This is a genomic window from Bacteroides sp. FSHCM14E1 (genome assembly GCF_019633785.1).
GTDB classification, from domain to species: Bacteria; Bacteroidota; Bacteroidia; order Bacteroidales; family Bacteroidaceae; genus Bacteroides; species Bacteroides hominis.
In genome coordinates this window covers 588,087-613,069 of record NZ_JADKYL010000001.1, presented here as the reverse complement: position 1 = coordinate 613,069, position 24,983 = coordinate 588,087, and the positions used below count along the sequence as shown (strand labels likewise).

17 protein-coding genes and 2 riboswitches are annotated in these 24,983 nt (G+C 47.6%); of the genes, 8 read left to right on the top strand and 9 right to left on the bottom strand.

Annotation, left to right across the window (positions count from 1 at the left end; genetic code table 11):
• Position 1: 1 nt before the first annotated feature.
• Genes ISX59_RS02610 through ISX59_RS02590 form a run of 5 tightly spaced genes read right to left on the bottom strand, consistent with a single transcriptional unit; the run spans position 2 to position 10,755 of the window.
• Positions 2-3,940, bottom strand: coding sequence for a cobaltochelatase subunit CobN (locus ISX59_RS02610; RefSeq protein ID WP_220575633.1), 3,939 nt, complete (start codon positions 3,938-3,940; stop codon positions 2-4).
• Between the two features lies 1 nt (position 3,941).
• Entirely contained in the window at positions 3,942-5,414 is a 1,473-nt protein-coding gene (locus tag ISX59_RS02605) for a PepSY-associated TM helix domain-containing protein (RefSeq protein WP_220575632.1), read from the bottom strand.
• On the bottom strand, positions 5,414-7,768 hold the full coding sequence (locus ISX59_RS02600; RefSeq protein WP_220575631.1) for a TonB-dependent siderophore receptor: 2,355 nt from the start codon (positions 7,766-7,768) through the stop codon (positions 5,414-5,416). Before ISX59_RS02600 ends, ISX59_RS02605 begins: the two co-directional genes overlap by 1 nt.
• A complete protein-coding gene (locus tag ISX59_RS02595) occupies positions 7,765-8,682 on the bottom strand; it encodes a sirohydrochlorin cobaltochelatase (protein WP_005777983.1) in 918 nt (305 codons plus the stop codon). The genes ISX59_RS02600 and ISX59_RS02595 overlap by 4 nt, the downstream gene beginning before the upstream one ends.
• A gap of 3 nt (positions 8,683-8,685) precedes the next feature.
• Positions 8,686-10,755, bottom strand: coding sequence for a TonB-dependent siderophore receptor (locus ISX59_RS02590; RefSeq protein WP_032541456.1), 2,070 nt, complete (start codon positions 10,753-10,755; stop codon positions 8,686-8,688).
• Between the two features lie 54 nt (positions 10,756-10,809).
• Positions 10,810-11,048, bottom strand: a riboswitch (cobalamin riboswitch).
• Between the two features lie 753 nt (positions 11,049-11,801).
• Positions 11,802-12,011, top strand: a riboswitch (cobalamin riboswitch).
• A 64-nt stretch (positions 12,012-12,075) separates the two neighbouring features.
• Here ISX59_RS02590 and ISX59_RS02585 point away from each other — a divergent pair.
• The 8 genes from ISX59_RS02585 to ISX59_RS02550 all read left to right on the top strand — a co-directional run bounded on the left by ISX59_RS02585 (position 12,076) and on the right by ISX59_RS02550 (position 20,055).
• Positions 12,076-12,297, top strand: a complete 222-nt coding sequence (locus ISX59_RS02585; protein WP_005777977.1) for a cysteine-rich CWC family protein — start codon at positions 12,076-12,078, stop codon at positions 12,295-12,297.
• Positions 12,298-12,309: 12 nt separating this feature from the next.
• On the top strand, positions 12,310-13,998 hold the full coding sequence (locus tag ISX59_RS02580; RefSeq protein ID WP_220575630.1) for a putative transporter: 1,689 nt from the start codon (positions 12,310-12,312) through the stop codon (positions 13,996-13,998).
• 120 nt (positions 13,999-14,118) lie between these two features.
• Positions 14,119-14,886, top strand: coding sequence for a threonine/serine exporter ThrE family protein (locus ISX59_RS02575; RefSeq protein WP_005777974.1), 768 nt, complete (start codon positions 14,119-14,121; stop codon positions 14,884-14,886).
• On the top strand, positions 14,883-15,368 hold the full coding sequence (locus ISX59_RS02570) for a threonine/serine exporter family protein (protein WP_005777972.1): 486 nt from the start codon (positions 14,883-14,885) through the stop codon (positions 15,366-15,368). Before ISX59_RS02575 ends, ISX59_RS02570 begins: the two co-directional genes overlap by 4 nt.
• Positions 15,369-15,401: 33 nt before the next feature.
• Positions 15,402-16,136 carry a DUF6064 family protein gene (locus ISX59_RS02565; RefSeq protein WP_032531008.1) on the top strand — a complete coding sequence of 245 codons (735 nt, stop codon included), beginning with the start codon at positions 15,402-15,404 and terminating at the stop codon, positions 16,134-16,136.
• Between the two features lie 71 nt (positions 16,137-16,207).
• Positions 16,208-17,542 carry a cobyrinate a,c-diamide synthase gene (locus ISX59_RS02560; protein ID WP_044300202.1) on the top strand — a complete coding sequence of 445 codons (1,335 nt, stop codon included), beginning with the start codon at positions 16,208-16,210 and terminating at the stop codon, positions 17,540-17,542.
• Positions 17,542-18,114, top strand: coding sequence for a cob(I)yrinic acid a,c-diamide adenosyltransferase (locus tag ISX59_RS02555; RefSeq protein ID WP_220575629.1), 573 nt, complete (start codon positions 17,542-17,544; stop codon positions 18,112-18,114). Before ISX59_RS02560 ends, ISX59_RS02555 begins: the two co-directional genes overlap by 1 nt.
• 36 nt (positions 18,115-18,150) lie before the next feature.
• The gene (locus ISX59_RS02550) at positions 18,151-20,055 is read left to right on the top strand and encodes an ATP-binding protein (protein WP_220575656.1); all 1,905 of its coding nucleotides are present in this window, start codon (positions 18,151-18,153) and stop codon (positions 20,053-20,055) included.
• Here the strand turns inward: ISX59_RS02550 and ISX59_RS02545 are convergent.
• The 4 genes from ISX59_RS02545 to ISX59_RS02530 form a co-directional block, all read right to left on the bottom strand.
• Complete coding sequence (locus tag ISX59_RS02545) at positions 20,018-21,208, bottom strand: ABC transporter permease (RefSeq protein ID WP_032537086.1); 1,191 nt, start codon at positions 21,206-21,208, stop codon at positions 20,018-20,020. The genes ISX59_RS02550 and ISX59_RS02545 overlap by 38 nt on opposite strands.
• Positions 21,192-22,364 carry an ABC transporter permease gene (locus ISX59_RS02540; protein ID WP_005806333.1) on the bottom strand — a complete coding sequence of 391 codons (1,173 nt, stop codon included), beginning with the start codon at positions 22,362-22,364 and terminating at the stop codon, positions 21,192-21,194. Before ISX59_RS02540 ends, ISX59_RS02545 begins: the two co-directional genes overlap by 17 nt.
• Positions 22,365-22,510: 146 nt before the next feature.
• Positions 22,511-23,509, bottom strand: a complete 999-nt coding sequence (locus tag ISX59_RS02535; RefSeq protein ID WP_220575628.1) for an HlyD family secretion protein — start codon at positions 23,507-23,509, stop codon at positions 22,511-22,513.
• 15 nt (positions 23,510-23,524) lie between these two features.
• Positions 23,525-24,973, bottom strand: coding sequence for a TolC family protein (locus ISX59_RS02530; RefSeq protein ID WP_044300205.1), 1,449 nt, complete (start codon positions 24,971-24,973; stop codon positions 23,525-23,527).
• Positions 24,974-24,983 lie beyond the last annotated feature (10 nt).

The window sequence follows — 24,983 nt, the reverse complement described above, 5'->3', positions numbered from 1 at the left end:
ATTACTTCTTCCTTTTTAATAGAAATATCATTCCGGCAAAGATAATAAGAACAATTCCCCCTGTCAGTATACCATTGACGACATTCTTTTCCCGGCTTTCGGCTTGGGTCAGTTTCTCCTCTTTCAGTACGATGTTCTTTCCGTCTGTACCGGTTCCCTGAAGAATGTCCTGCATAACTTCCCGATAGCTTCCGGCTTCGGATGGCGTCAACTTATTCTCTATAAATTGTTGGAGTTTCCGGTTGTCACAAACAAATTCCGTACAGGCTGCTCCTGCTTCACGGGTGATTTCCGCATGGAACTGTGCGGTTGTTCTCAGTTGTTCGTCATCTGCTTTCCAGTAACCTTTGCGGGCACTTTCGAGCATGACCGCAGTCATTGCCTGATAGGAAGCGGGGTTTACCTGTTGGAAATAATTTCGGATTCCCAGATGGTTCTCGTCAAGGATATACATCTTGTACAGGTCATTGAAAATCTCCTTGTCTATAGCCGAAGGGCGGGTAGCGTGCCACCCGAAGATGTTACGGAATATCTCACCGAACATTTGGGCCGTGGTGGCACCGCCTTTCATTCGCTCTTCTATGAAAGTAGGATTTAAGATGGTAGCCCTTGCTTCTACGGCAATGGCTTCGTTGACGTTCTGTATCCGTTTGTTATTCCTGTTCCGATAGTCTGCCATCAGTGCATCGGGCTCTTTGCCGGTCAGTGTTTTTACTGTTAGCGAAAGACCTCCCATAAATTCATATACATGGTCTAAGGAGAGTGGCCCCCAAGTATTGCTTTGCCGGGGTTGTATCACTACGTCTGTTTCGGAGAGTGCCGAGGCAAAGAGGTCTTTTTGCATCTCTCCCCAGCTTTCTTCATCTCCGTAGGCTGCCCCCATATTGTTGAGATAGCCGTCTGCCAGTTCCGATTCATTATCCCATCGGTCACTCTTTTCCGTATAGGCCATCATGCCGGTGTTATATCCGCTATTGACAGGACCAAACACACGCATGACTGACATTTCACGTGCCTTCTTGGGGGAAACGCCTTTTTCAACCAGTAGCTTTTCTTGTAGGCGTGTGCCCGACGACACGTAGTTTGGGAATGATTCGCTATCGGCAGATGAAGCCAGTCGGATGGCATCGGTAAGCATGGTCAGCCGCGATCCCGCTATATCACGCAATTGACCTGATACTTGTACGACAACGTTGATCCTTGGACGTCCTAATTCTGCCGAAGGTACCAAGCGTAGGTCGACTACACGCCCCATTTTATCACGGATGGGTTCTACGCCGAGCATCCAGAATACTTGTGCCAGTGTAGCTCCTTCGGTAGTGATAAATTCACCTGCCCAAAAAGAATAACTTACTTTACGCGGATATTCTCCGTCGTGGTTCTCACGATATGCCTTCAAGGTGGCTTCCGCCAATCGTTTCCCGTCTTCCCACGAAGCTATGCCGGGAGTAGTTTCCACATTGATGCTATACATATTTCTTCCGGTAGGTAGCACGTTAGGATTGAGAACAGGGTCTCCTCCCGGTGCAGGGAATACGGTTCCTCCACTGAGACCGCGCAGCATGGCAGACAGCTCGTTATCGGTGGAGGCTATCAGTTGCGAGCGGTAACGAAGTGCGTCCCGAAGTTCAGGGGCAATGCTTGCGGTATCTTTGGGCGGATTCTGTAAAAGGGGAATCAGCCGTTGTTTGGCAACAGGTAGATAATGATGGGCTATGTAGCCGAAGTCTTGCAACTGTTCAGTAGTGATTTTCCCTTTATCACGGTCTTGCTTTGCCATTGAATAGGCCAGAGGGTCGGCACTGACGGCAAGAGTGGTAGTCAGTAAGTCTTTGGCCGAATAAGTTTCTCCCAATGTGTAGTAGGCTCCGATTGTCTTTTCATTGGCTATTTCTTCGGCAAAGAGATCGATCTGCTCCAGCTCTTCGTCTGTATAAGGTCGGCTGAGTGTGGAGTCGAGTTTGAGATCACGGTGCAGTCCAAGTTTAACCACTTCTTTTTTGATGCGTAATCCAGATATCCGGTTCTTTTCTGTTCCTTCGGCAAGTATCTTGTGAATGTCTTCCAGCAAAGACGCATATCGTTGGCGCATTCCGCTTTCTACATAAGGGGGAGTCAGATGGGTAACAAGTACGGCATGAGTACGGCGTTTGGCGATGATACCTTCGCCGACATTTCCGGTTGTATAATAGTAAAAGTGGGGTAAATCTCCCACTAATGCGTCTGCCCAGTCGCTATGCGAAAGAGCTACATTTTTTCCGGGGGTATACTCCAGATTTCCGTGAGTGCCGAAATGAATCAAGGCATCCGCCCGGAACTCCTTTTGTACATATAAATAAGGTGCCAGGTAACTGTGCGGTGGTGCTACAGGCATACCATGTACCAGTTTGAAATCGTCATCGCCCAGTGCCGGACGGGGTTGGGGGAAGAGAATTACATTGCCGAAACGAAGACAAGCGATGGCAAGTTGCTCTTCGCCCTGTTCGTTCTTTCCGGTCAGCAAGTGGCCGGGGGCTTCGCCGTAACGTTCGGTTACTTCTTTGTATTTTTCTGCATCAATCACTTCGTGAGCCCATTTTTCATACTGCGTTTTGGTCAGCCAGACAGGATGTGCTGTCGACAGAAACTTTTCCTGGGCTCCTGCCGCATATGAACCCATAACGGCTCCGTCCCGGTAAATCTGTTTGCCGAACTCTTCGACAGTGGGAGGGAGATTGCTTACATCATATCCTTCGGAGCGCAGCTTTTTCAGGAAGTTATAGAGAGAGGGGATTACTTCCATGCCACTGGCAAGCAGTGCGTCTTTGCCCGGTGTCTTGAAATAGCAGATAGCAATTCGTTTATCGCGGTTGGGCTTCGTACGCAGATCCAGATACTTGCGCAGGTGACTGATAAAGTTGTCAACCCTTTCCATTTCGGGTTCGTGAAGATAATAACCGCTTTCGTGAAGGTTTTGTGTAGCAATCAGTAGGGGAGTCATTCCTCCGTCTATTTCGGGAACAAGCACACGGGCTGTCAAGGTTCCTCCGCTGACGGGCTTCATCGGATCGAGCCACTCTTCCCGTGACTGGATCAGGGGGAAAGGGTTGAAAATCGGGATGTTTTCCGTATGTAACCAGTTTATCAGCGAATCGTTGCCTAATCTACCCATGGGTAGGTATACCATTGCATCCGGATGGAGGTTACGCAGCATTTCGGTACGTTTATCTTTGCCTGCGATGGGGTAAACATTAAATCCGGCTTGTGTCATTCGTGATATTAAGGTATCCACATGGGCACGGTTTCCTTCCATCGGGAAACTGATACCTGAGATAAATGCGATTTTGCGTCCCCCTTCGTGGTAGATTCCCTTTTGTCGCAAATATTGTTCCAAGTCTTCGGGAGTGTTGAAGTATTTGCCATATTCCTGATGGTAGAAAAGATTGTTCGGTAAACGCAGAGGGGCGTCAAACGCTTCTGTACTCCAACGTGAAGGAGTGGCAATCCGGCGAAGGTAACGTAATCCGTTCCGGTAATTCTGACGACAGGCATCGCCAAAATAACGGAGCAACATCGCTTCTTCGTCGGAGGTGATGTTACGGTTAATGACAGTGTTGAAGTTGCGTAGCGAGACTGTGAAAACAGGAACACCGGCAGAAGCAGTACGTTCTATCTCCTTTGTTTGGCTGTCGGTCAGGTTGAGGCTCCGCCCATAGAGCACAACAGCGTCATAACCTTTGAGTGATTTCAGATCTTCGGTTTGTATGCAAGTGACCTGAATGTGACGGCTGTCATTGTTCAGTACAATGTCGGCTGCCTGTGCGGGCAACGGATTTACGATCAGAATCTGTGTCGGAGCCATCCAGTGCAGATAACCGATAGTAAAGGCAATAGCCAGAAGCAGTATGCTTCCGGCTATATACAGTGTTTTCTTATGGTGAAAGAAGGTCAGTACTTTCATTTTATCTTTTTATTTTCTTTCTGCATTTACGTTCGATGTACCTCACTCCGAGCACTACACCACTCAGCGAACAGACAGTACCGCCCAGCAATAGTACCCAAAGAACGGTTTTACGGAGTGTAGGCGAAGAGTTCAGCCCCTGTATGCGTAAGCGGTGCAGGGCAGTGTACATCCAGTATTTCCAACGGGCCGTATCGTTCACATATCGTACGGTGGCCGTTTCCGGATGGATGTAGTAACAACTCTTGTCTGCGTCGCCGACAGTGACTTTCCAGACGGGCAACAGACTGCGGTCACGGTACATCCGGCTCATATCCCTGTAGTAGGTTTCAAATTCGTTGATCAGTGCTACATGTAGCCGGGCACTGTCACCATGTATGGCTCTCACGGCATCCGTTATCTGCTTTTCGTCCAGTTTCAGCGGGCGCGACAGGGAGTCCGATGCATCGATATATAGATCTCCTTCACTTCGTTTTACTATATAGTAAGGTTGCGAGCGGAAATTATTCCATTCTATCTGGCGTACGTCGGGATATTCGGTTAATATCCGGCGGTAATCCAGCACATACTGCTCTAACCTCGGTGCTCCTTTCTTTATTTCGCGTGTGGGATTTTTATCCAATACCGGTTTGCTGATCCAGGACGGAACTTCTGCCAGCGACATCATTCCGCTGAAACAGAATGTCAGCACGAAGAGACCGAAAACGATTCCCGTCACATAATGCCAGTGATACCACTTTTTGCGATAGGGAGAGAAACCTTTTCCCTGTTTGCGTGAGCGGCGCCAGATGTCGATACCTACCCACAGTCCTGCAATCGTCATCAGGCAGCCAATGCCCGACAGCCAGATCACCGTGACGCTCCATAAAGCGGCATCTTGCCGGAGCCAGGTGAAGTAAACCCAATGTGGAATAGCCCCCAGCCATGCCCAGAAACGTTCGTTACGGGTGGTGAACTGCAATACTTCTCCACTTTGTGAGCCGATGTATAACTGGTGTCTCTCCGCATCGGCAAAATGGAACTTATAAATGGGAAACTCCTTCTTCAGGCTACCGAACGGAATCCATTGGTCGAGCCGGTTCAGCGTATCTATCCGCTCCACCGGCGCACTGCACCATAGGGACGCTGTCCGGCGGATACGGGATCCGTCTACAGATGGTAGTACCTGAGCAGAGTCAGCGGGCAGATTATGTTCACCTTTGTCCGTGCGGATGTGGAAGACGGTCTGTCCGAGGTATCGGTCTATCTGGATTCCTTTCACTTTTTCACCTTCGGGCAGTCGGGAAGTGATTTCGCCGACAGAAGGCAGTGAAGGAGACAGGGGTTCCAGTTTCTCTAATTTTTCAGCTTGAGATGCACGTGGAAATCCGTGGTACATCATGACAAAAGCTGACAGGAACCAAACTAAAAACAGGATACTGAGCAGTGTGCCCAGTACCCTGTGAATGGTATACATCAATTTCGTGATCATCATTATAAAGTATAAGACGCAGAAAGCATGAAATTACGTGGCATGCTTGGTATCAATTGATTGCCAAGTGCCTGGTTGCAGTATTCCTTGTTGAACAGATTGTTGACATTGACTCCCAGACGCACATTGCTCTTTAATGTATAAGAGAGACCGAGGTCGGTCAGCCAGTAAGCATCGAACGAACTTGTATTGTCCGAGTTGCGGTACACTTTGTCCTGGAAACTGGTAGAGAGATTCACTCCCAAACCTTTCAGCATACCTTTTGAAACCGTATAGGCACCGAAAGCGTAGAAAGTATTTTTAGGGATATAAGCATACTGCTTGCCTTCGCTTGCGTTTGTCTGCATATAAGGGTTGTTGGCCAGGTCACGCACTTTGGCGTCGGTGTATCCGTATCCGGCACTCATAGACAGGTTGTAAATAGGACTCCAGGTAATATCAATATCGAATCCTTTGGAATCCATTCTACCCACTTGCCCTACAACTTTTTTGTCCAGTTCTACACCATTGGCAATGTCTCCTTTGTTTGCAAGAGTCTGGCGGATATTATCTTTATTAATATAGAACAAGCTTACGTTAGCCTGCAACGTACGTGTGATCTCGTATCGTGCTCCCACTTCTACCTGGAAACCTTTCTCCGGCTTGAATACCTCTTTACCATTTATCGGAATAAACTCTTTACCATCTTTATCAATGTAAATGGTATTAGCGTCATAAAATGCGCGGATAGGTTTGAAGTAAGTACCGTATGAACCATAAATGGACATTTTGTCAATAGGCAGATACACCAATCCGGCACGAAACGTGAAGGCACCGTTGGTGATTTTGTTATATGCATCGTCATCCGGTTTGTCATAATGGCGTCCTCCGTCGCTGGTGTTCAGGTTGGCGGTCTTGTACATGAACAGGTCATAACGTCCTGCCAGCATCATTTTCAGTTTATCACTGAACTCCACCAGGTCTTGCAGGTAAAATCCGTGGGTGAATGTTTTCTGTGCGGTGACAAATCTGAAAGGCGCTTCCATCCAGCCAATGCTGTGTGGATTATATACCGAACCGTGTCCTGTGGTTCCGGGGCCGGTAGCTCCGGTACTTCCGCCACCATAAGCCATGTAAGAGTCACGCATCAGGGATACAAAAGAGTAACCGCCCAGATAGTTGTGCACAACGTCTCCGGTATAGAACTTACCGCTTGCTTCCAGTTGGTTGTTCACAGTTTTAGCGATATGTGAGAAGCGTAGCGGATAGCTGTAATAGATGGAATCCAGACAGATATACTTTTTGGTGTCGTTACCTTGCTTGTCTTTGGTTATGTAATAATGATCATAGATAGGGCTGTCACTTGTCAGATAGTCCAATGACTCAGTACCGAAGTAATCAATATCGTCATAAGTATAAGAGAGTTTGTCCATCAGCTTGAACGCTTCGCTGAAGGTGTGTTTATACATGGCGAATACGTTGAAACCACGGTTGTACATAAAGTCCGATTCACTGTTGTAGCGGGCTTTTTTGTTCAGTCCGGGCAGGGCATCTCCTTTGCTCAGGTATGTGCTGCCGTCTGTGGCTGAGAGTATATCATAAGACATTGTGGGAGGTAAACCGATCTCGGTCGGATAGAAATCGCGGTTGGCGCCGATACGGATGTCCAGTTCGTCGCTTTCAGTCAGATGTCCGCCAAGGGACAGGTATCCGGAAAGACGTTTGGTAGCATTACTTCTCCATCCTTCCTGATCTTGCCAGTTGACGCTTGCACGATAGTTTAGGGGACCTACCAGTTTGCCGCCTAACGCCATTGTAGCCTGTTTGTTATAGTAACTGCCATAAGCGAGACGTGCGTATACGCTTTGTTTGCTTACGGGAGCTTTACGGACAATGTTGAGAACACCACCTACGGCGGACTGTCCGTAAAGTACCGAAGCCGGACCTTTCAGCAATTCGATACTTTCAACGGAAGACAGGTCCATAAACGGATAGGAATTGTCGATGGATGAACGTTCGTCACGCACTCCGTCCACCATAATCACGGAATTATCGAACCCGCGGATGGAGAACTGCGTAAAGGCTCCGTAGGAGGTGCGGAAGCGTACACCTGGGAGGAAACGGGCAGCTTCCTGTATGTCCCGGATGTTTCGTTTCTCAAGCATTCCGGAAGTGATTGAATTGGTTGAAATAGGAATGAACTTGGCGGGAACATCCAGTTTCAGGGCATCGGTCTTTCGTCTGTAGTTGGTTGCCACTACTACTTCGTTGATTGAGAATATAGAATCATTGAAGTTGGTATATTTTTTGTTTTGCAGCTGTGCCTGCGAGGGGAGCAATAGTGCACTGCCTATTGCCATTAATATCACTCTTTTCATTCGTCTTTTTCTTTTGCATATTTGGCTTTTTTCTTCATAATGTCCACCATTTTGTGCTTCAGCATAAACCGGGCATGGTCGATAAATAGTTGTTGGATAGCGGGTATTTCACCCAATCCCTGCATACGTACATCTACTTTCAAGCCTTCCTTTTCAAGAGCTTCTTTCCAGTCGACAGCAATGTCGTTGTTGGCATGGTCACCTGCTACAAACATAAAGGGAATCAACGTCACTTGCTTGGTTTTGTTATCCTTCAGTTGCTGAAGCATGGTGTCGAATGTAGGGTAACCTTCGATGGTACCTACATGAAAGTTTTTCAATCCTTTGGCTTTCAGCATATAGTCGATCATGGCATAAGTAGCTGTACTTGGGGTATAAGTGCCATGTCCGACGAGGACCACACTGCCTTTTTCCGGCTTGCTGTTGCCCAGGATATCCACCACAGCCTCAGCGTCTTCTACCGAATAAAGAAGCGGGTTACCTACCCGGATCTCTTTAAAGAATGGCGCTACTGAGGCTACGTCACGTCTCAACGACTCCATCTCAACACCTTCTATAATGTTAGTACTCTGCACAATGACATGTGTATAGCCATCTCCGAGAAGTTTCAACAGTGCTTCCAGTGGACTGGGTTTCTCAATGCCGCGAGCTTTGAGGCGGCGCATGACAATACGTGAAGTATAAGCCTCGCGCATTTCCAGTTGCGGGAATGCTTCTTTGGCTTTGGCATTGATGGCATCGATGGTTTTGGTACGGGTGTCATCGTATGTAGTACCGAAGTGTACCATAAGAAGGGCGGCTTTATCGCCCGGTTGCATGGTGGCCAGCATATCGGAGGCCACGAAGTTTCCCCCTTCGTGCGCGGAGCAGAAGAGGGAAACTAACAAGAGTAAAGAGAGAATAGATGTTTTCATTGGTTATTTCTTGAATCGGAGAGTTAAACTTACATATGCCATACGTCCCGGAGAAAGAAGTGCGTAGTTAACGCCATTGGGACGGGTATCACGTTTGTTGAAAATGTTGTCGAGACCCATGCCGAAGTCCAGTCCCAGGTGTTCGAATCCTGTCAGTGAATGTTTTACGTTCAGGTTCCACACCCCATAACCCGGAGCGTCACCATAGCTGTGTCCCGGATGGAAGCGTTTGCTCTGGAAACGTCCGTTGATGTTGATGTTCAGCAGATAGTCATCCCAGGAATGGCTGTAATTCCCCGCTACGGTTCCTGTGTGGCGTACCGAGCGTTCAATGTTACCCCATACACCGTCCACACTCTTGCCACGTGCATAAGCGAAAGCATAGTTTCCATTCAGGCTGAAGCCTGCGCCAAGGTTGGTGGCTGCGTTTACTTCAAAGCCACGGACAACACCTTTGTCAAGGTTGCCGTAGAGTTTGTAATTGGAGAGCTTTTTGGCTTCGGCATCTGTTAGGTTGAACTCTTTTTGAGCCTCTGCACGAAGTTCTTCACCATTGGGTAGGTCTTTCAATTTATAAGTAGTAGAGTTGATCATATCGTTGATATAATTCAAATAGCCCGTTACTGATATGTTTAGCCGATTTGTGTTATATTCCAGATTAAGTGAATAGTAGTTACTATGTTCTGCTTTCAAGTCCTTATTTCCTTGGGTAATTGTAGTACCTTTATTCATATAATAATAAAGTTCATCCAGACCAGGGGCACGGTAACCGGTGGAGTAAGTACCACGAATATTGAAAGCACCTACTGAATACATCACAGCCACTTTCGGAGTAAAGCGTCCTCCTGCCAGTTCGTGATAATCGTAGCGTACACCGGCAATACCGGTCAGACAATTCCATAATTTAATTTCGTGTTGCGCATAAGCAGATGCTGTATACACAGACTTATCTACCTTTGCACTGGGACGGTCCAGGCTTTCTGAACGGTAATCTACTCCGACTACAGTCATATTGTTTCTGGCAAAATTGAAGATACCTTTTAACTCTGCGTCATAGAAATGTTGTTCTTTAGTTTTGGCATAGTCTCCGATGGCAATCTTGCTTTTGTCATCAGCCACAGTATATTTATAATTTTGCATGTAGTTGTCATTCATCAAATCCAACTGAATAGAAGAACGCTTATTGATTTTATAGCGTCCGCCTACACCGAAGTTATATGATTCGTAATGCAAGTCATATTTAGAACCTCCGTCGATACTTTTATCGTATACAGGGCGATCTGTTAATTTCCAGTAGTAACCTCCATTAGCATAGAAAGAGAGCTTCTCAGTCGGTTGGAAAGTGAACTTTTGATTTACTAAATTTGAGTGGAAGCCATTGGATGTAGGCGATACGGTGGGAATAGTTGATACTGCTCCTGTTTTACTATCTGTCACGTATGCTAAGTCACTGTTTCTCCATCCTGCGCTTTGTTCATGTTTGTAGGAGGTATACGAACCAAACTTTTCAGTAGCGATGTCCGCATTTACCATTTGTGTCAGTTGGCGGTGATCTTCATATCGGGTGGTAGAAGTCACCTGCATCAGTTCTTTCGGTTCATTGGTGATGATGTTGATTACACCTGCAATGGCATCAGAACCATAAAGCGATGAACCTGCGCCGTCAAGCACCTCGATACGTTTCACGCGGCTCATGTCGATGCGCGAAAGGTCGATGTTATTGGATATGTCCCCTATCAGTTTTCGGCCATTAATCAAGATGAGTACATATTTGTTGGAGAGGCCGTTCATCATCAGGTAAGAACCCATTGAGTTGGTAGAGAATGAAAGGGAAGGAACGAGCATGGTCATTGCCTGCTGAAAGTCTGTGATACCGGCTTTCTTTATTTCGTTGGCAGTTACTACTTCCACCGGAGCCGGTGTGTTTTTCAGTCTTTGGTGTGTACCGGTACCTGTCACAACTACAGGGTTCAGGTCCACAGTCATCTCTTTGCCTGTTGCGTGTTGCTGTGCAAACGCACCCACCGCTGCACATCCTCCCAAGAGAATGGTCAGTAAGCATCTTTTGTCCATTGATGTTTTTGAATAATGTGTTAATAAACGGCCTTCCTGACCCCGGGACGGCACTGTTATCTATGTCTGCTCGGCAGGTTTCCTGACTATCCCTTTTTTAGAAAGCAACCTTCCCGCCTTGCCTTCCGGCATCGACAGTGGTATGTGTAGAAATGCTTTCCTTTCCTCCTTTGAACAGAATGCGGAGTATATGGGCATCACAGTAGCGGGCACTGTTCCGGATTCTCACCGGATTCCCTTTTATGCATCGAACGGAATGCTTCGACTGCATCACCTAAGCGGGGGCAAAGATATACATTTATTAGTTTATATAGAAATAAATTAAAGAATATACTTATTTATAGGTATATCGGAGAAGTGAAGTCTTTTATATTGGGAAAGGCGGATGTCTTTCAGTCAAAAGGACGCGGTTTACTGCTTATTTGTAGCAGAAAGAAGGGATTTGCTCTGTTTTTAAAACAAGGGAAGAATTCTATATGTGTGAAATAGAAAAGTAGTCCGCATAAATATGGCATTAGTATACGATATCCGGACTGTTTTGTGATTAAATATACTTTGGATGATCAGAGATGATCGATTTCTTGCCTTTAGGAAGTTAATATTGTCTTTATATGAAGTTAACATCGTATTCGGAGGAAGTTAACATTGCGTTCAGAGGAAGTTAACATTGTATCCGGGTGAGGTTAACACTCTAAAAAAAGGCACTAAAAGCTCTGTTTCTTATGCTGGTTGACTCCGTCTCGATGCTCGGCCGGATTAATCGTTTGGATTGTAATATCAGTTATTTATATTCTTTATGCTACAAAATGCAGTGGATATATTTTAATTTGCTTAGAAGATATGTTCACGAATGTTCTTTTGTTTTTGGAGAATTGTAAATACGGCGCTTTTTCCGGAGAAGCCTGGGACAGACTCCGAAAAATGTGCTACAAGCCACATAGAAAATACAAGATGACAGAATGTCAAAATGTCAATGATGGAAGATGCTGAATGGGATTGTATTTTACATTTCTTATTGATTATTCTTCCCCGCTCTGTTTTTTTCTTTATCTTTGTCCCGAATTGGTTTCGGATGAAGATTCTCGTCATTCGGATTAAAAGGGAATTGGGTGTAAGTCCCAAACAGTCCCGCTGCTGTGAAGCTCCGTTTATATATCTTGGAAACATCTTTTGCCACTGGTGTCGGATTTGAAACATCGGGAAGGCTTCAGGATAAGGAGTAAGTCAGAAGACCTGCCATTCATCAAAGGCTGTTTTTACTCGTGGGATTAGGAAAGCAGTACGAAAAAAGATTAACTTCAAAAAAGATGGAAAGGTGGTATGCCGATGAAAAAGGTATGTCCTCGTTGTGGTGTTGCTTTTGAGTGCCGGCATGACAATATAATGTTGTGTCATTGTGCAAGTGTGAAACTGGACGCATTCCAATACGCTTATATTAAAGAAAATTACACAGACTGTTTGTGTCATTCATGCTTGGAGGACATTGCACATAGCGTGAAGGACGACACATCTTCCGGAAAGCTAAGTATTGAACGAATCTAACTATATTATACTATGGAACTTTTAAGAAATCTTTTTGAAGGTTACCCCAACCTATGGGGTGGAGGAGTGGCACACTCCGTACTTATTTTGTCGCTTGTCATTGCATTTGGTATCATGTTGGCTAAAATAAAAGTGGCAGGTATTTCTTTGGGAGTCACCTGGATTTTATTTGTCGGCATTGTATTCGGGCATTTTAATTTGAACCTGGACGAGCACTTACTTCATTTTCTGAAGGAATTCGGACTGATTCTGTTTGTTTATTCCATTGGCTTACAAGTGGGACCGGGGTTCTTTTCCGCTTTCAAGAAAGGAGGTTTTACACTGAATGTATTGGCTATGACGGTTGTTTTCGCGGGAGTCATTATTACGGTTTCCATACATCTTATAACAGGTATACCTATAACGACCATGGTGGGCATCCTTTCAGGGGCGGTAACCAATACTCCCGGACTGGGTGCGGCTCAACAGGCAAATAGTGATTTGAATGGAATTGATGCCCCGGAGATCGCTTTGGGATATGCCGTGGCGTATCCGTTGGGAGTGGTAGGGTGTATTTTGTCTTTGCTGGGACTAAAATATCTTCTTCATATTAATACAAAACAAGAGGAAGCCCACGCAGAGCAGGGGTTGGGACATCTACAGGAACTAACTGTCCGGCCTGTTTCTCTGGAAGTCAGAAATGAAGCCTTGGAAGGGAAAAGAATCAAAGAAATACATCCGTTGGTAAACCGCAATTTCGTTGTATCACGTATCCGTCACCATGACGGAAAGAAAGAGACGGAGCTGGTCAACTCTGATACGGTATTGCACCTGCAGGATAAAATATTGGTGATTGCCACTCCAATAGATATGGAGGCTATCACAGCTTTTTTTGGTAAACCGATTGATATGGAATGGGAGCAGTTGAATAAGGAGTTAGTGTCCCGCCGTATTTTGATAACTAAACCAGAATTGAACGGCAAAACACTTTCACAGCTAAAGATCCGCAATAATTTTGGTGCCAGTGTCACTCGTGTCAATCGTTCGGGAGTTGATTTAGTAGCCGCCCCGCAACTACAGTTACAAATGGGAGATCGTGTTACCATTGTGGGGAGTGAGTTGGCAGTAAGCCACGCTGAGAAAGTATTGGGTAATTCGATGAAACGGCTGAACCATCCCAATCTGATTCCTATTTTTCTGGGTATTGCTTTAGGATGTATTTTAGGTAGTCTTCCTTTTATGTTTCCCGGCATTCCTCAGCCTGTCAAGCTGGGATTAGCAGGAGGACCATTGATTGTATCCATCCTTATCAGCCGTTTTGGACCGCAGTATAAACTGATTACCTACACTACAATGAGTGCTAATCTGATGATTCGCGAAATCGGCATATCACTTTTTCTGGCTTGTGTGGGACTGGGAGCCGGCAGAGGGTTTGTAGAAACAATTATTTATGAGGGAGGCTATGTGTGGATTGGTTATGGCATCATTATCACTGTGCTTCCTCTGTTATTGGCAGGAATCATCGGACGTTGTGTCTTTAAGTTAAATTATTACACGTTGATCGGTGTGCTGGCCGGATCGACCACCAATCCGCCGGCATTGGCTTATTGCAATGACCTGACTTCGTGCGATGCGCCTGCGGTTGGTTATGCTACGGTTTATCCATTGACCATGTTCCTGCGGGTACTTACTGCACAGATCCTTATTTTGGCATTAGGTTAACTTTAGAAATAACAACATTACGCGGCGCGAAACAAGATTTGGATAAAATGAAAGGTTGCATCATGTCTCTCTTTCCTATCTTTTTTGTACTTTTGCGCCCGATTTTAAAAAGTGAGCATTATGACTACAAATGAATCTTTGATTTCCATATCCAAGTTCATTGCCGGATATTCGGCCCATCTGATGGGAGCAGGTGTGCACACCTCACGTGTCATCCGTAACTCGAAGCGTATCGGAGAAGCCTATGGGGTGGATGTGAAGTTGAGTGTTTTTCATAAAAACATTATCCTGACCATTATTGATAACGAAACGCGTGAGGCTTGTAACGAAGTAATTGATATTCCTGCCCATCCGATCAGTTTTGAACACAACTCTGAATTGAGTGCTTTGAGTTGGGAGGTTTATGACAAGCATCTGCCTTTACACGAGTTGGCGGACAAGTTCAATAAAATTATATCGGCACCGAAAATAGATCCGTTGTTTGTGCTTCTGCTGGTTGGATTCGCCAATGCTTCATTCTGTAAGTTGTTTGGTGGTGATATCATTTCTATGAGCATTGTCTTTTCGGCTACTATCACGGGACTTTTCCTGAAGCAACAGATGCAGAAGAAGAAAATAAATCATTATATCATTTTTATTGTTTCCGCTTTTGTTGCGTCATTATGTGCGTCGACAGCACTTATTTTTGACACTACCTCTGAGATAGCCCTTGCAACCAGCGTGCTTTATCTGGTACCTGGCGTGCCGCTGATCAACGGTGTGATCGATATTGTAGAAGGATATATCCTCACGGGATTTGCCCGGTTGACGGAGGCTGCCCTGCTGATTGTCAGCATTGCGATAGGTCTTTCGTTTACATTGTTAATGGTTAAAAACAGTTTGATATGATAGCTTTAGATATTCTTTCCGATGGATTTTTTGCCGCAATTGCGGGTATTGGTTTTGGGGCTATATCCGATCCGCCGTTGCGGGCTTTCAAGATGATTGCGTTACTTGCGGCTGCCGGACATGCCTGCCGTTATTGCCTGATGACTTTTCTGGGGGTGGATATTGCTACGGCTTCTTTGTTCGGAGCATTGATTATCGGTTTCGGCAGCTTGTGGCTCGGGCAGAAAGTATATTGCCCGATGACCGTACTCTATATACCGGCATTGCTTCCGATGATTCCGGGTAAGTTTGCTTATAACATGGTGTTTTCACTGATTATGAGTCTGCAAACAATGAACGAGCCGGAGCGGCTGGGTAAATACATGGAGACATTCTTTGCCAACGGACTGGTGACCTGTACCGTTATCTTTATGTTGGCGGTGGGAGCCACTTTCCCCATGTTCCTGTTTCCTCACAAAGCATTTTCCCTGACGCGGCATTAATAAATTAATCTGTTTAATAAGAATCTATATTTTATGGAGATATTCTGGAAAACTATTGCGTATTATAATTCTGCTACCTGGATCTATCAGTTGTTGATCATTGTTGCCGGCTTGCTGCTGACAGTGATGCTAATAAAGAATCCCCGTCCATGGGTAAAGATGGGCATGAAACTGTATATGGTTTTTCTGTATTTGTGGATTGCCATCGCATACTATGCCATCTGTTGTGACGAGCGCAGCTATAACGGGGCATTGGCTATGTTTTGGATTGTTATGGCTACGATATGGGTGTGGGATGCCATCACCGGATATACCACTTTTGAGCGTACGCATAAATACGATATGCTTTCGTATGTGCTGTTGGCTTTGCCATTCGTATATCCTTTGGTGTCTGTCGCAAGGGGACTTGCTTTTCCCGGCATTACATCGCCGGTGATGCCTTGCTCGGTAACCGTTTTTACCATCGGTCTGCTTCTGTTATTCTCGCGCAAAGTGAATATGTTTCTGGTATTGTTCCTGTGCCATTGGTCTCTTATCGGTTTGTCGAAAACTTACTTCTTTAATATTCCGGAAGATTTTCTGCTGGCCAGTGCAACGATTCCCGCATTATACCTCTTTTTCCGGGAGTATTTCCTCAACAATCTGCATGCCGATACCAAGCCTAAAGCAAAATATATTAATTGGTTACTTATTCTTGTCTGCGTATCTATCGGGATTTTACTGACCACGACCATGTTTCTGGAACTGGTGCCGACCCAGCAGCCATAGCGCATTTTTACAGACAAAGGTATACCCTTAGAGAGAAATATCCGTATCTTTGCAGGATAAAAACTGACAATATGGAGTGTAGGATGATTTCTCAGTTTCTGATAGCAGCCCCTTCTTCGGGCAGCGGAAAGACAACGGTCAGTCGCGGATTAATGGCACTATTGATAAAGAAAGGGTTGAAAGTACAACCTTTCAAGTGCGGGCCCGACTATATCGATACCAAATATCATACGGCAGTTTGCGGGCGTCCTTCCATTAACCTGGATACCTTTATGGCTTCGGCAGAGCATGTGGGGGAACTTTATGCCCGCTATGCCACAGGGGCCGATGCCTGTATTGTGGAGGGGATGATGGGCATGTATGACGGATATGACCGTGACCGGGGTTCTTCGGCCGAAATAGCCCGCTTGCTGAATTTACCCGTCGTATTGGTAGTCGATGCCAAGTCGGCGGCCTACTCGATGGCGCCTCTGCTTTCGGGCTTCCTTCATTTCCGTCCTGAGATAAGAATAGCGGGAGTTATCTTTAACCGTGTAGGGTCTCCCCGTCATTACGAAATGCTACAGGAAGTATGTAGCGAACTGGGTATTTCCTGTTTAGGATATTTGCCTAAGCGGGAGAATCTGGTGCAGGAATCCCGTTACTTGGGGCTGGACTTCAGCCGTTCGGGAGGGACGGATGCACTTGAAGAGTTGACCGCCTTAATGGAAACACACATCGACTATACCCGCCTGCTTGAAGAGACAATGCTTCCTGCCCCCATACCTTCTACTCCGGATACTTTCCGGCAAGGAGATTTAAAAATATCCGTGGCATGCAGTGCAGAGTCTTTTTCTTTCATCTATCAGGAACATCTGGATATACTTCGCCGTTTGGGAACCGTTACCTTTTTCAATCCTGAACACAATCGTCCGTTGCCGAAAGGAACCGATCTGCTCTATCTTCCCGGAGGCTATCCGGAGAAATGTCATACCCGGCTGAGTCGGGCTTGGCGAAGAATGCAGTCTGTCCGTAACTATGCAGAGGCGGGCGGGCGCGTGCTTGCCGAATGCGGAGGGATGATTTACCTTTCTAAAGGTATCCTCTTCGACCGGCCGGAACATCCGGGGATTGCGACCGGACCGCAAACAGGGGTATTTCCTTTCTATATTTCAAGCCGTAAAGCCGACAGGCGTTTGACGTTGGGGTATCGGTCTTTCGATTATAACGGACAGCATCTTCGCGGCCACGAGTTCCACTATACGCAATTCGAACCGAAGACGGAAGAACTGCCGGAGTCTGTCACTCAGGTATACAATGCCAAGGGAATACCTGTCGGTACACCTGTGTTCCGATACAAAAACGTGATAGCCAGTTACACGCATCTATACTGGGGAGAGATTGATTTACTTAAATTATTTGAATAATGAAACGAATCTATACACGGACCGGTGACCGGGGAACAACCGGTATTCATGGTGGAGAACGGGTAGAAAAAGACGATATCCGGATTGAAGCAAACGGAACCATCGATGAATTGAATGCGGTGATCGGCATCATCCGTTCATTGCTTCCGCAAACACATGACTGGCAAAGGTTGCTGCATACCCTCCAGCGGGAGTTGATGGTGGTTATGAGTCATGTAGCGACTCCGTCGGCCATTCGCGACAAGAACCCGAACAGTCTATCACCTCATCTGGCAACCTTCTGTGAGCAGGAAATGGATGCGATGACGGCCGAGCTGAAAGAGAATGGTTACTTCCTGCTGCCCGGAGGCACACCGGTTTCTGCCCAATTGCAGTTTGCCCGCACAGTTGCCCGAAGAGCAGAACGCCGTCTTTGGACTTTGAACCGGCAAGATGCCGTCCCGGAAGAAATCCTGAACTTTATCAACCGCTTGTCCGACCTGTTTTTTGTTATGGCACGCTACGACATGCAACAACAGGACTGGCCGGAAGAGCGCTGGCAGTCGTTCGCATATAAGACAAAGAAAAAATAAGGAGCCTATCCCAAATTCTGTCAAAACAAAGCAAACATAATGATTAGCAAAACTCCTTTGGACAATGTAGCCAAACTGAATAAGATTTGTGCCGATGCACAAATCGGATGGTGGGAAGTGAACTTTAACACAGGACAATGCCTTATTGCGGAAACCCTGCTTAAGGCACTGGAAATCAGCAGTGAATTGTTGAGCATAGACGAATTAATGTCCACTGTACGCCGGGACTATCGTAAACGCATCACGGACGAATTCATGTCCATTCCCCAAAAAGGAGTATTCGAACAGACCTTTCCCGTATCTTCCAGCCACGGTAACATCTTCTGGATGCACTGCGCACTGAGCATGGAAGAGGAAAATGAAGAAGGACAGCTGATTGCTACCGGATATAGCCAACGGATAGAAAACCCGGAGACAGAAGGCTATCAGTGCGTATGGAGCCAACGTAGCGATAAGTTGTTTCACGATATATTCAACAACATTCCGGTCGGTCTCGAGCTATATAATAAGGAGGGCGTGTTGCTGGACTGCAATAACCGGAACCTCGAGATATTCGGAGTAACAGACAAGAACCGGATCATCGGCCTGAGCCTGTTTGAGAGCCCCAATGTGACTCAGGATATGCTTGAAAGCCTTCAAGCCGGCTGTCCCGGCAGTTTTCATTTGCATTATAACTTCGACGAAGAACGCAGGCTCTTCCGGTCGGAACGGAAGGGGATGGTCGATCTTGATGTGCGGAGCCTGATGCTCTATGATGCGGAAGGGAATCTGTCGAACTATCTGCTGATGAATATAGATAATACCGAACGCAATAATGCACTGAGCAAAGTGCATGACTTTGAGAACTTCTTCTCTATTATTTCCGACTATTCCAAGGTGGGATATGCGAAAATCAACCTGCTGAATCACACCGGATACGCTATCCGCCAGTGGTACAGGAATCTGGGTGAAAGCCATGACACGCCGCTGACGGATATTATCGGTGTGTTTTCGTACATGCACCCCGATGACCGGAAGTTGGTACTCGATTTCTATGAAAAGGCCAAAGCGGGTACGGAACGTTTCTTTGACGGTGATCTGCGTATCCGCCGGGCAGAGGGTTCGGACGAATGGAACTGGATACATAAATCTTCCATGGTGACTTCCTACCAGTCGCCCGATCCGAGACTGGAATTAGTAGAGGTGAACTATGACATAACGGTCCAGAAAGAAACAGAGGCAGAGCTCAGGGCGGCCCGCGATAAAGCGGAAGAGTCCAACCGGTTGAAGTCCGCTTTTCTGGCAAATATCAGCCATGAAATACGTACGCCGCTTAATGCCATTGTCGGCTTTTCCGACCTTCTGATGACAGTGGACGATCCGGCGGAGCAGGAAGAGTTCCGTCAGACCATACAGAAAAACAACGTATTGCTCCTGCAACTGTTTTCCGATATCATCGACCTTTCTAAGATCGATGCAGGTTCGTTTGAGTATATGCCGAAGCCTGTCTATCTTTATCAGTTCTGTGCCATGATGCTACAGAAGATGAAGGATAGAGTACCCGAAGGAGTAGAGTTACGGATCGATGAAGACTCACCGCTCGATGCCTGGTTCAACGCCGACAGCGGATACTTGAACCAGGTGATTACCAATTTCGTGAGCAATGCGATTAAGTTTACGCACCGGGGCACTATCACCATCGGTTATCAGATCGATGCCGCCCGGCAGCTTGAAATGTTTGTAGAAGATACCGGCATCGGTATCTCTGCTGAGAATCAGACGGCAGTTTTCGACCGCTTTATGAAAGTAGACAGTTTCGTACAGGGTACGGGCCTCGGCCTTCCTTTGTGCAAGAGCATTATCGAAAAGATGGGCGGACGTATCGGCGTCACTTCCGAATTTGGGAAGGGCTCACGCTTCTGGTTTACGCTTCCAGTTTCTTCTTGTATACCCACACGCTAAGTCCGAAATAAACAACGGCCTGTATCCATAAGGTAATGTATTCCGGTTGTATGTCTGCCATATCGGCCCCCATCGAGTTCAGCTTGACGAAGGCGAGAGTGGCGGGTGCGGCCGGGATGATGTAGTGCATCATACGCCAATACCAGGGCATCAGTTCCAACGGATAGGAGACTCCCGACAGGAAAATCAGTCCCACCGAGAAGAAAGCGATCATCAGCAGTGGGGCTTCCGAATCGGTGAAGAAACGCGAGGCGGCCAACCCGAAGAAAGAGGTTGCCATCAGGTAAGGCACCATCATGGCGGTGATGTACAGTCCGTTCCCAATGTTGGGGATACTGAAGAAGTGGGGTAACAGCCCGAGCAGGAACATGGAAAAGATCGCATAAAGCCCGCAATATACAAATGTTTTTCCCGCCACAAGGCGTGTTGCCGCTCCCCAAAGCCCGTTTTTACCGGTCGTCCTGAATGCCGGAAGTAACGGCTCTGTGGCACGGTGCTGATATTCGTCGCCCGTCAGCATACCGATGACCATCAGCAATGTCTGAAAGATAATGACCATCATGACAGCCGGAATCAGATAGGAGCCATACCCTTCGGTGTGGTTATAGAGTGCCGTGCCTGCTATGTTGACAGGTTTAGCCATCATTACGGCAAGCAGTCCCTGCGGAGGAAGGAATACGGCACCATCCATGCGGTGGGCATCATTGAGGGCAAGGTATACGCGTGAAGTGGCTTCCTGCAACGCCTCAAAATAGAGAAAGGCATCTGTGGTGGCGTATAGCGAGAATACTGCTTCCCGTCCTTGAAAGACGCGGGTTTCGAAATCATGCGGAATATACAGAATTCCTTGCACTTTGCCTTCTTTCATCCATTCGCGGGCTTCCCGGTAGTCCATTGCCTGTGCATAGACGGCTACTTGCGGCGTGGCGTCCAGCCAACGGATGTATTGGCGGCTAAGGCTGCTGTGCGAGTTGTCGACAACTGCTACGGGAGCGTCGGTCACGATGTTGGGAGCATACATATAATTATAGAGCAGCCCATAAACAAAGATACCTCCCATCAGCACCAACAGTACGGCATAACTGGTGCTGATGGCACGGAATTCACGTGTGATGATGAAGGAAATCTGCGATAGTTTACCGGATATTTTCATATTTACGACTGATTATGGCTCGTCTGAGGTGGGGGAGCATCGCCAATGCCAATAGCGGGAAGATACAAAGTATCACTGCCGAAGGCCATAGGTGGATGAATCCGCCACCATAGTAGAGCATGGTTTGTGTAATCTCGGTGTAATGGCGCACGGGGAACAGATAAGAGGCGTCTCGCACCAACGGATACATGTTGAGTACCGGGAAGGTGACGCCGGACAAGGTAGCCCCCAGTGATCCGACCATGGATACGATACTGATGATGATTGCCACGGCAGGAAACAGGGAGAAGATGAACAGAGCCAGTGCCTGGGTGGCGATAATGAAAAGTACCGTCATTCCATTGAGTAGCAACCAGCTCCCTTGAAAAGGTATGTGCAGGATGCCGAACATGACAAAGTTGCCCAGTATGCCGATCAGGCTGAAAATAAGTGTATAAGGCAGCAACTTGCCGATAACGGCTATCGTGATGTCACCCCCGGCCGCCTGTAACCATTCGCCGGCCGTACGGAACTTGATCTCGCTCCCCACCGCATATACCGTGATAAGCAGTACCAGCACCTGGAAGAGTACGAAAAAGAAGGGCTGGCTCAAGTAGACCGAGTAGTCCAGCGATGGATTGTAAATCGGGTGATTGTTGGCTTGTACGGGGAGCAGGAAGGTTTCTATCTGCTGTTCGTTTACGCCCAGTGCCACGGCCTTCATCACGATAGGTGAGAGGGCTACGGGAGCAAGCGAGCTTTCGAAGGCGGCCATCAGCTCGCCTCCCACCGAGAGCAGTGCATAGTGATAATAATAATTCAACGTAGCGTCCTGTCCCGATATCATATCTTGCTCAAAGCGTGGAGGAATGGAAAGGTAACCATATATTTCTTTCTGCTGTACCGCTTTGCGTGCTTCGGCTTCGTCGACGAAGTGACGAACCACCCGGAAGGTGGGTACGGCAGACATCCGCCGGGTAATATCCCTCGAGGTGGCCGTATTGTCCTGGTCGACAATGCCGATGGGGATGTTCTCCATCTGTCCGTTGCCGAATATGGTAGCCATGAAGAAAAGCGTGAATAGCGGAAGCACCAGGCAGACGCCGAAGTAAAGGCGCCGTGAGGTCATCCGTCGCCACTCACGTTGTACGACACGGGTGATAGGGGATTGTTGCATAATGATTGGTTTTTGAGTTTGATTCACCACAGAGGACACAGAGGGCACAGAGTTTAAATTTTCTGTTTATAGAATATTAAAGAGAAAAATATATTTTCTCTGTGCCCTCTGTGTCCTCTGTGGTGAATCGTATTCATTTCTATTCTCTATTTGATCTCCACCAATACCGACATCCCCGGACGCAACCCTTCCACTTTCCGGGTAGGGCGGGCGTGGATCTCGAAAGTCCGTAAGTCGTAGCTTCCTGTTTGTTTGGTCGACTTCCAGGTGGCAAAACTCCCCAGCGGACTGATATAGTAGATTTTAAACTCGATTCCCTTTTCGGCGAGGGCCGGCACGTCTCCAATGAATGTACCTCCCATGCGGAAGTTTGGCATCAGGTCCTCCCTTACATTGAGAACGACATGCACGTCGTCCATCACTACCAGATTCATGATTGGAGTGCCCGGTGCCACAAGTTCGCCCCGTTTGGGGAAGATAGTTGCTATCTGCCCGTCTTCCGGCGCAATCAGGCGGGCATCCACCAGCAGTGATGAAATTTCATCGACCGTGCTGTTGGCCGCGTTTACCATGGAGCGGGCCGAAGCTTTATCTTCACTCTGCGCCCCGTCCACTGCCATATGGTATTGTTCGTAGGCCGCACGCTCGGCTGCCTGAGCCGCTTTATACATGGCTTCTACCTCGTCCTTGCGTTGAGAAGTGACCACGCTGTCCTTGTATAAGGTGAGGATGCGGTTATACGTTGTCCGTGCCAGTGCCAGGTCACTCTGGGTTTTGTTCCACAGTTGCTGCGCCGTAGCTATGATTTGCCGGCGGGTTCCGGCATCTATCTTCTTGTTTTGCTCTACAGCCACTTGCTTTAATGCGTCCACCTGGCGGTATTTCGCCTCTACGGTGGGACTGTTGATGACCACCAGCGTATCACCCTGTTTCACCCACTCGCCTTCGTCCACCAGGAAGGTGTCGATGCGTCCCGGCAGTTTGCCGCTGATACGGATTTCGGTTGCTTCGGCCTGACCTTGCAGGATCAGGGGCTGGCGGCGCATGGCAATCATTCCGATGGCAGTGAACAAGGCTACTGCCACAAGTACGGCGATGAAGGCGATGCTTAAGGTTCTGCCTTTTTTAGATTCTGACTTCTCCATCTCTTTATTATTGTTTTATTGATTATTTTGCAGGTTCGAGTATTGTTCCGGTATGCCGCACAGTGCCAGCAGATTCATCAGGGTTACGTCATACTCGTAGTAGGCTGCCAGTCTGGCCACCTTTGTTTTCGATAGCAGAGTTTCTGCGTCTACTACTTCTGTTGAAGTTGCCATTCCCTCGGCGAAGGCTTTTTTCCGCATCCGCACCAATTCTTCACTCAACTCGATGGTAGTGTTCAGTGCCCGCACGTTGTCGAGCGCCTTTTGCAGACCGGTGTACAGTTTGTCCACTCCGACGGAAAGATCGTCACGTGCTTTCTCCTGCCCCAATGCGAGAGTCTGTTGGGTCAGGCGCGATTGCCGGATCCGCTTCTCCCGTTCCAGTCCGTCGAAAAGGTTCCAGGTGAAACCTATGCCGACCATGGTGCGAGGCAGCAGATTGCTTTGTATGCCATGAGAGTAAAGCGTCTGCTTACCGAAGAGGGCGATATTGGGCAGATAGCCGCTCTGGTCTATCCGGACCTGTTGCTTGGCCATGTGTTCCTGAAGGTTCAGTTGGTTGAGCAGGTAGTTGCTGATGCCTACCACCTGCAAAAACTCCATCTTGGGAGGTAGGGTATCATTGATAAACAGGGGAGAGGAAGGTGTGATGTCTCCGCTTGTTTCCAGATTGAGCAGGGTTTTCAACGTACGTTGCACCACGGCCTCTTCCTTGCGGGCGGCTTCCAGCTCGCGCAGTGCCTCGTCCATGTTGACTTGGGCAAAGAGGCGTGCCGCTTTGTCTATCATGCCGGTGGCCTCCAGCTTTAACGCATTCTCGTAATGGAGCTTCAGTGCCTGGTACGATTCCCGGCGGACACTGACGACTTCCTGCGCCAGGCGCAGGCCGTAATAGCTTTCGGCAAGCAGCGTGCGCTGCGTGGCGTCTACCTGTGCCCAGTTTTCACGGGCGAGGTCTATCATTGTGTTGCCTATCTTGGTGGCATGAATACGTTTGCCTCCGGCAAAGAGCACCCATTCGGCGGTGAGGTCTACAGTGGTCAGGTTACGCGGCGCCAACGGGAAAATAAGTGTGTTCGTACCAATCTGGTCGAGTATGGACGATATGATCTTATCATCTGGCAGGATGGTATGTACAAAGTCTTTGGCCGGATCGGTGAACTGGGAAAGAGGTTGTTTCACTTCGATCTTTTCGGAAAGGTGCACAAATGCGCCCGTCGATTGCAGGCTGGGCATCCAGAAGGCATTGAGCTTTCCCCGTTCGGCACGGGCTATGTCGATACCTTTGTCGGCTATCTTGAGGCTTTGGTTGCCCTTGTGCAGCAGTTGCAACGCTTCATCAAAGCTGAGTTGCTGCTGCGAAGTTTCCCGCGTGGGAGGGAGGCTTTGCGCCAGAACGGTGTTGCTGTATAAGAGTATTCCTGCCGCTATCATCAGCGCGACCGGTATTTTCTTTTTTTCCATACGTCTGTTA

Bases quoted from the DNA above. Each gene is read 5' to 3' on its own strand.
- ISX59_RS02610 (WP_220575633.1), bottom strand. From the start codon at position 3,940: ATGAAAGTACTGACCTTCTTTCACCATAAGAAAACACTGTATATAGCC.
- ISX59_RS02605 (WP_220575632.1), bottom strand. From the start codon at position 5,414: ATGATGATCACGAAATTGATGTATACCATTCACAGGGTACTGGGCACA.
- ISX59_RS02600 (WP_220575631.1), bottom strand. From the start codon at position 7,768: ATGAAAAGAGTGATATTAATGGCAATAGGCAGTGCACTATTGCTCCCC.
- ISX59_RS02595 (WP_005777983.1), bottom strand. From the start codon at position 8,682: ATGAAAACATCTATTCTCTCTTTACTCTTGTTAGTTTCCCTCTTCTGC.
- ISX59_RS02590 (WP_032541456.1), bottom strand. From the start codon at position 10,755: ATGGACAAAAGATGCTTACTGACCATTCTCTTGGGAGGATGTGCAGCG.
- ISX59_RS02585 (WP_005777977.1), top strand. From the start codon at position 12,076: ATGCCGATGAAAAAGGTATGTCCTCGTTGTGGTGTTGCTTTTGAGTGC.
- ISX59_RS02580 (WP_220575630.1), top strand. From the start codon at position 12,310: ATGGAACTTTTAAGAAATCTTTTTGAAGGTTACCCCAACCTATGGGGT.
- ISX59_RS02575 (WP_005777974.1), top strand. From the start codon at position 14,119: ATGACTACAAATGAATCTTTGATTTCCATATCCAAGTTCATTGCCGGA.
- ISX59_RS02570 (WP_005777972.1), top strand. From the start codon at position 14,883: ATGATAGCTTTAGATATTCTTTCCGATGGATTTTTTGCCGCAATTGCG.
- ISX59_RS02565 (WP_032531008.1), top strand. From the start codon at position 15,402: ATGGAGATATTCTGGAAAACTATTGCGTATTATAATTCTGCTACCTGG.
- ISX59_RS02560 (WP_044300202.1), top strand. From the start codon at position 16,208: ATGGAGTGTAGGATGATTTCTCAGTTTCTGATAGCAGCCCCTTCTTCG.
- ISX59_RS02555 (WP_220575629.1), top strand. From the start codon at position 17,542: ATGAAACGAATCTATACACGGACCGGTGACCGGGGAACAACCGGTATT.
- ISX59_RS02545 (WP_032537086.1), bottom strand. From the start codon at position 21,208: ATGAAAATATCCGGTAAACTATCGCAGATTTCCTTCATCATCACACGT.
- ISX59_RS02540 (WP_005806333.1), bottom strand. From the start codon at position 22,364: ATGCAACAATCCCCTATCACCCGTGTCGTACAACGTGAGTGGCGACGG.
- ISX59_RS02535 (WP_220575628.1), bottom strand. From the start codon at position 23,509: ATGGAGAAGTCAGAATCTAAAAAAGGCAGAACCTTAAGCATCGCCTTC.
- ISX59_RS02530 (WP_044300205.1), bottom strand. From the start codon at position 24,973: ATGGAAAAAAAGAAAATACCGGTCGCGCTGATGATAGCGGCAGGAATA.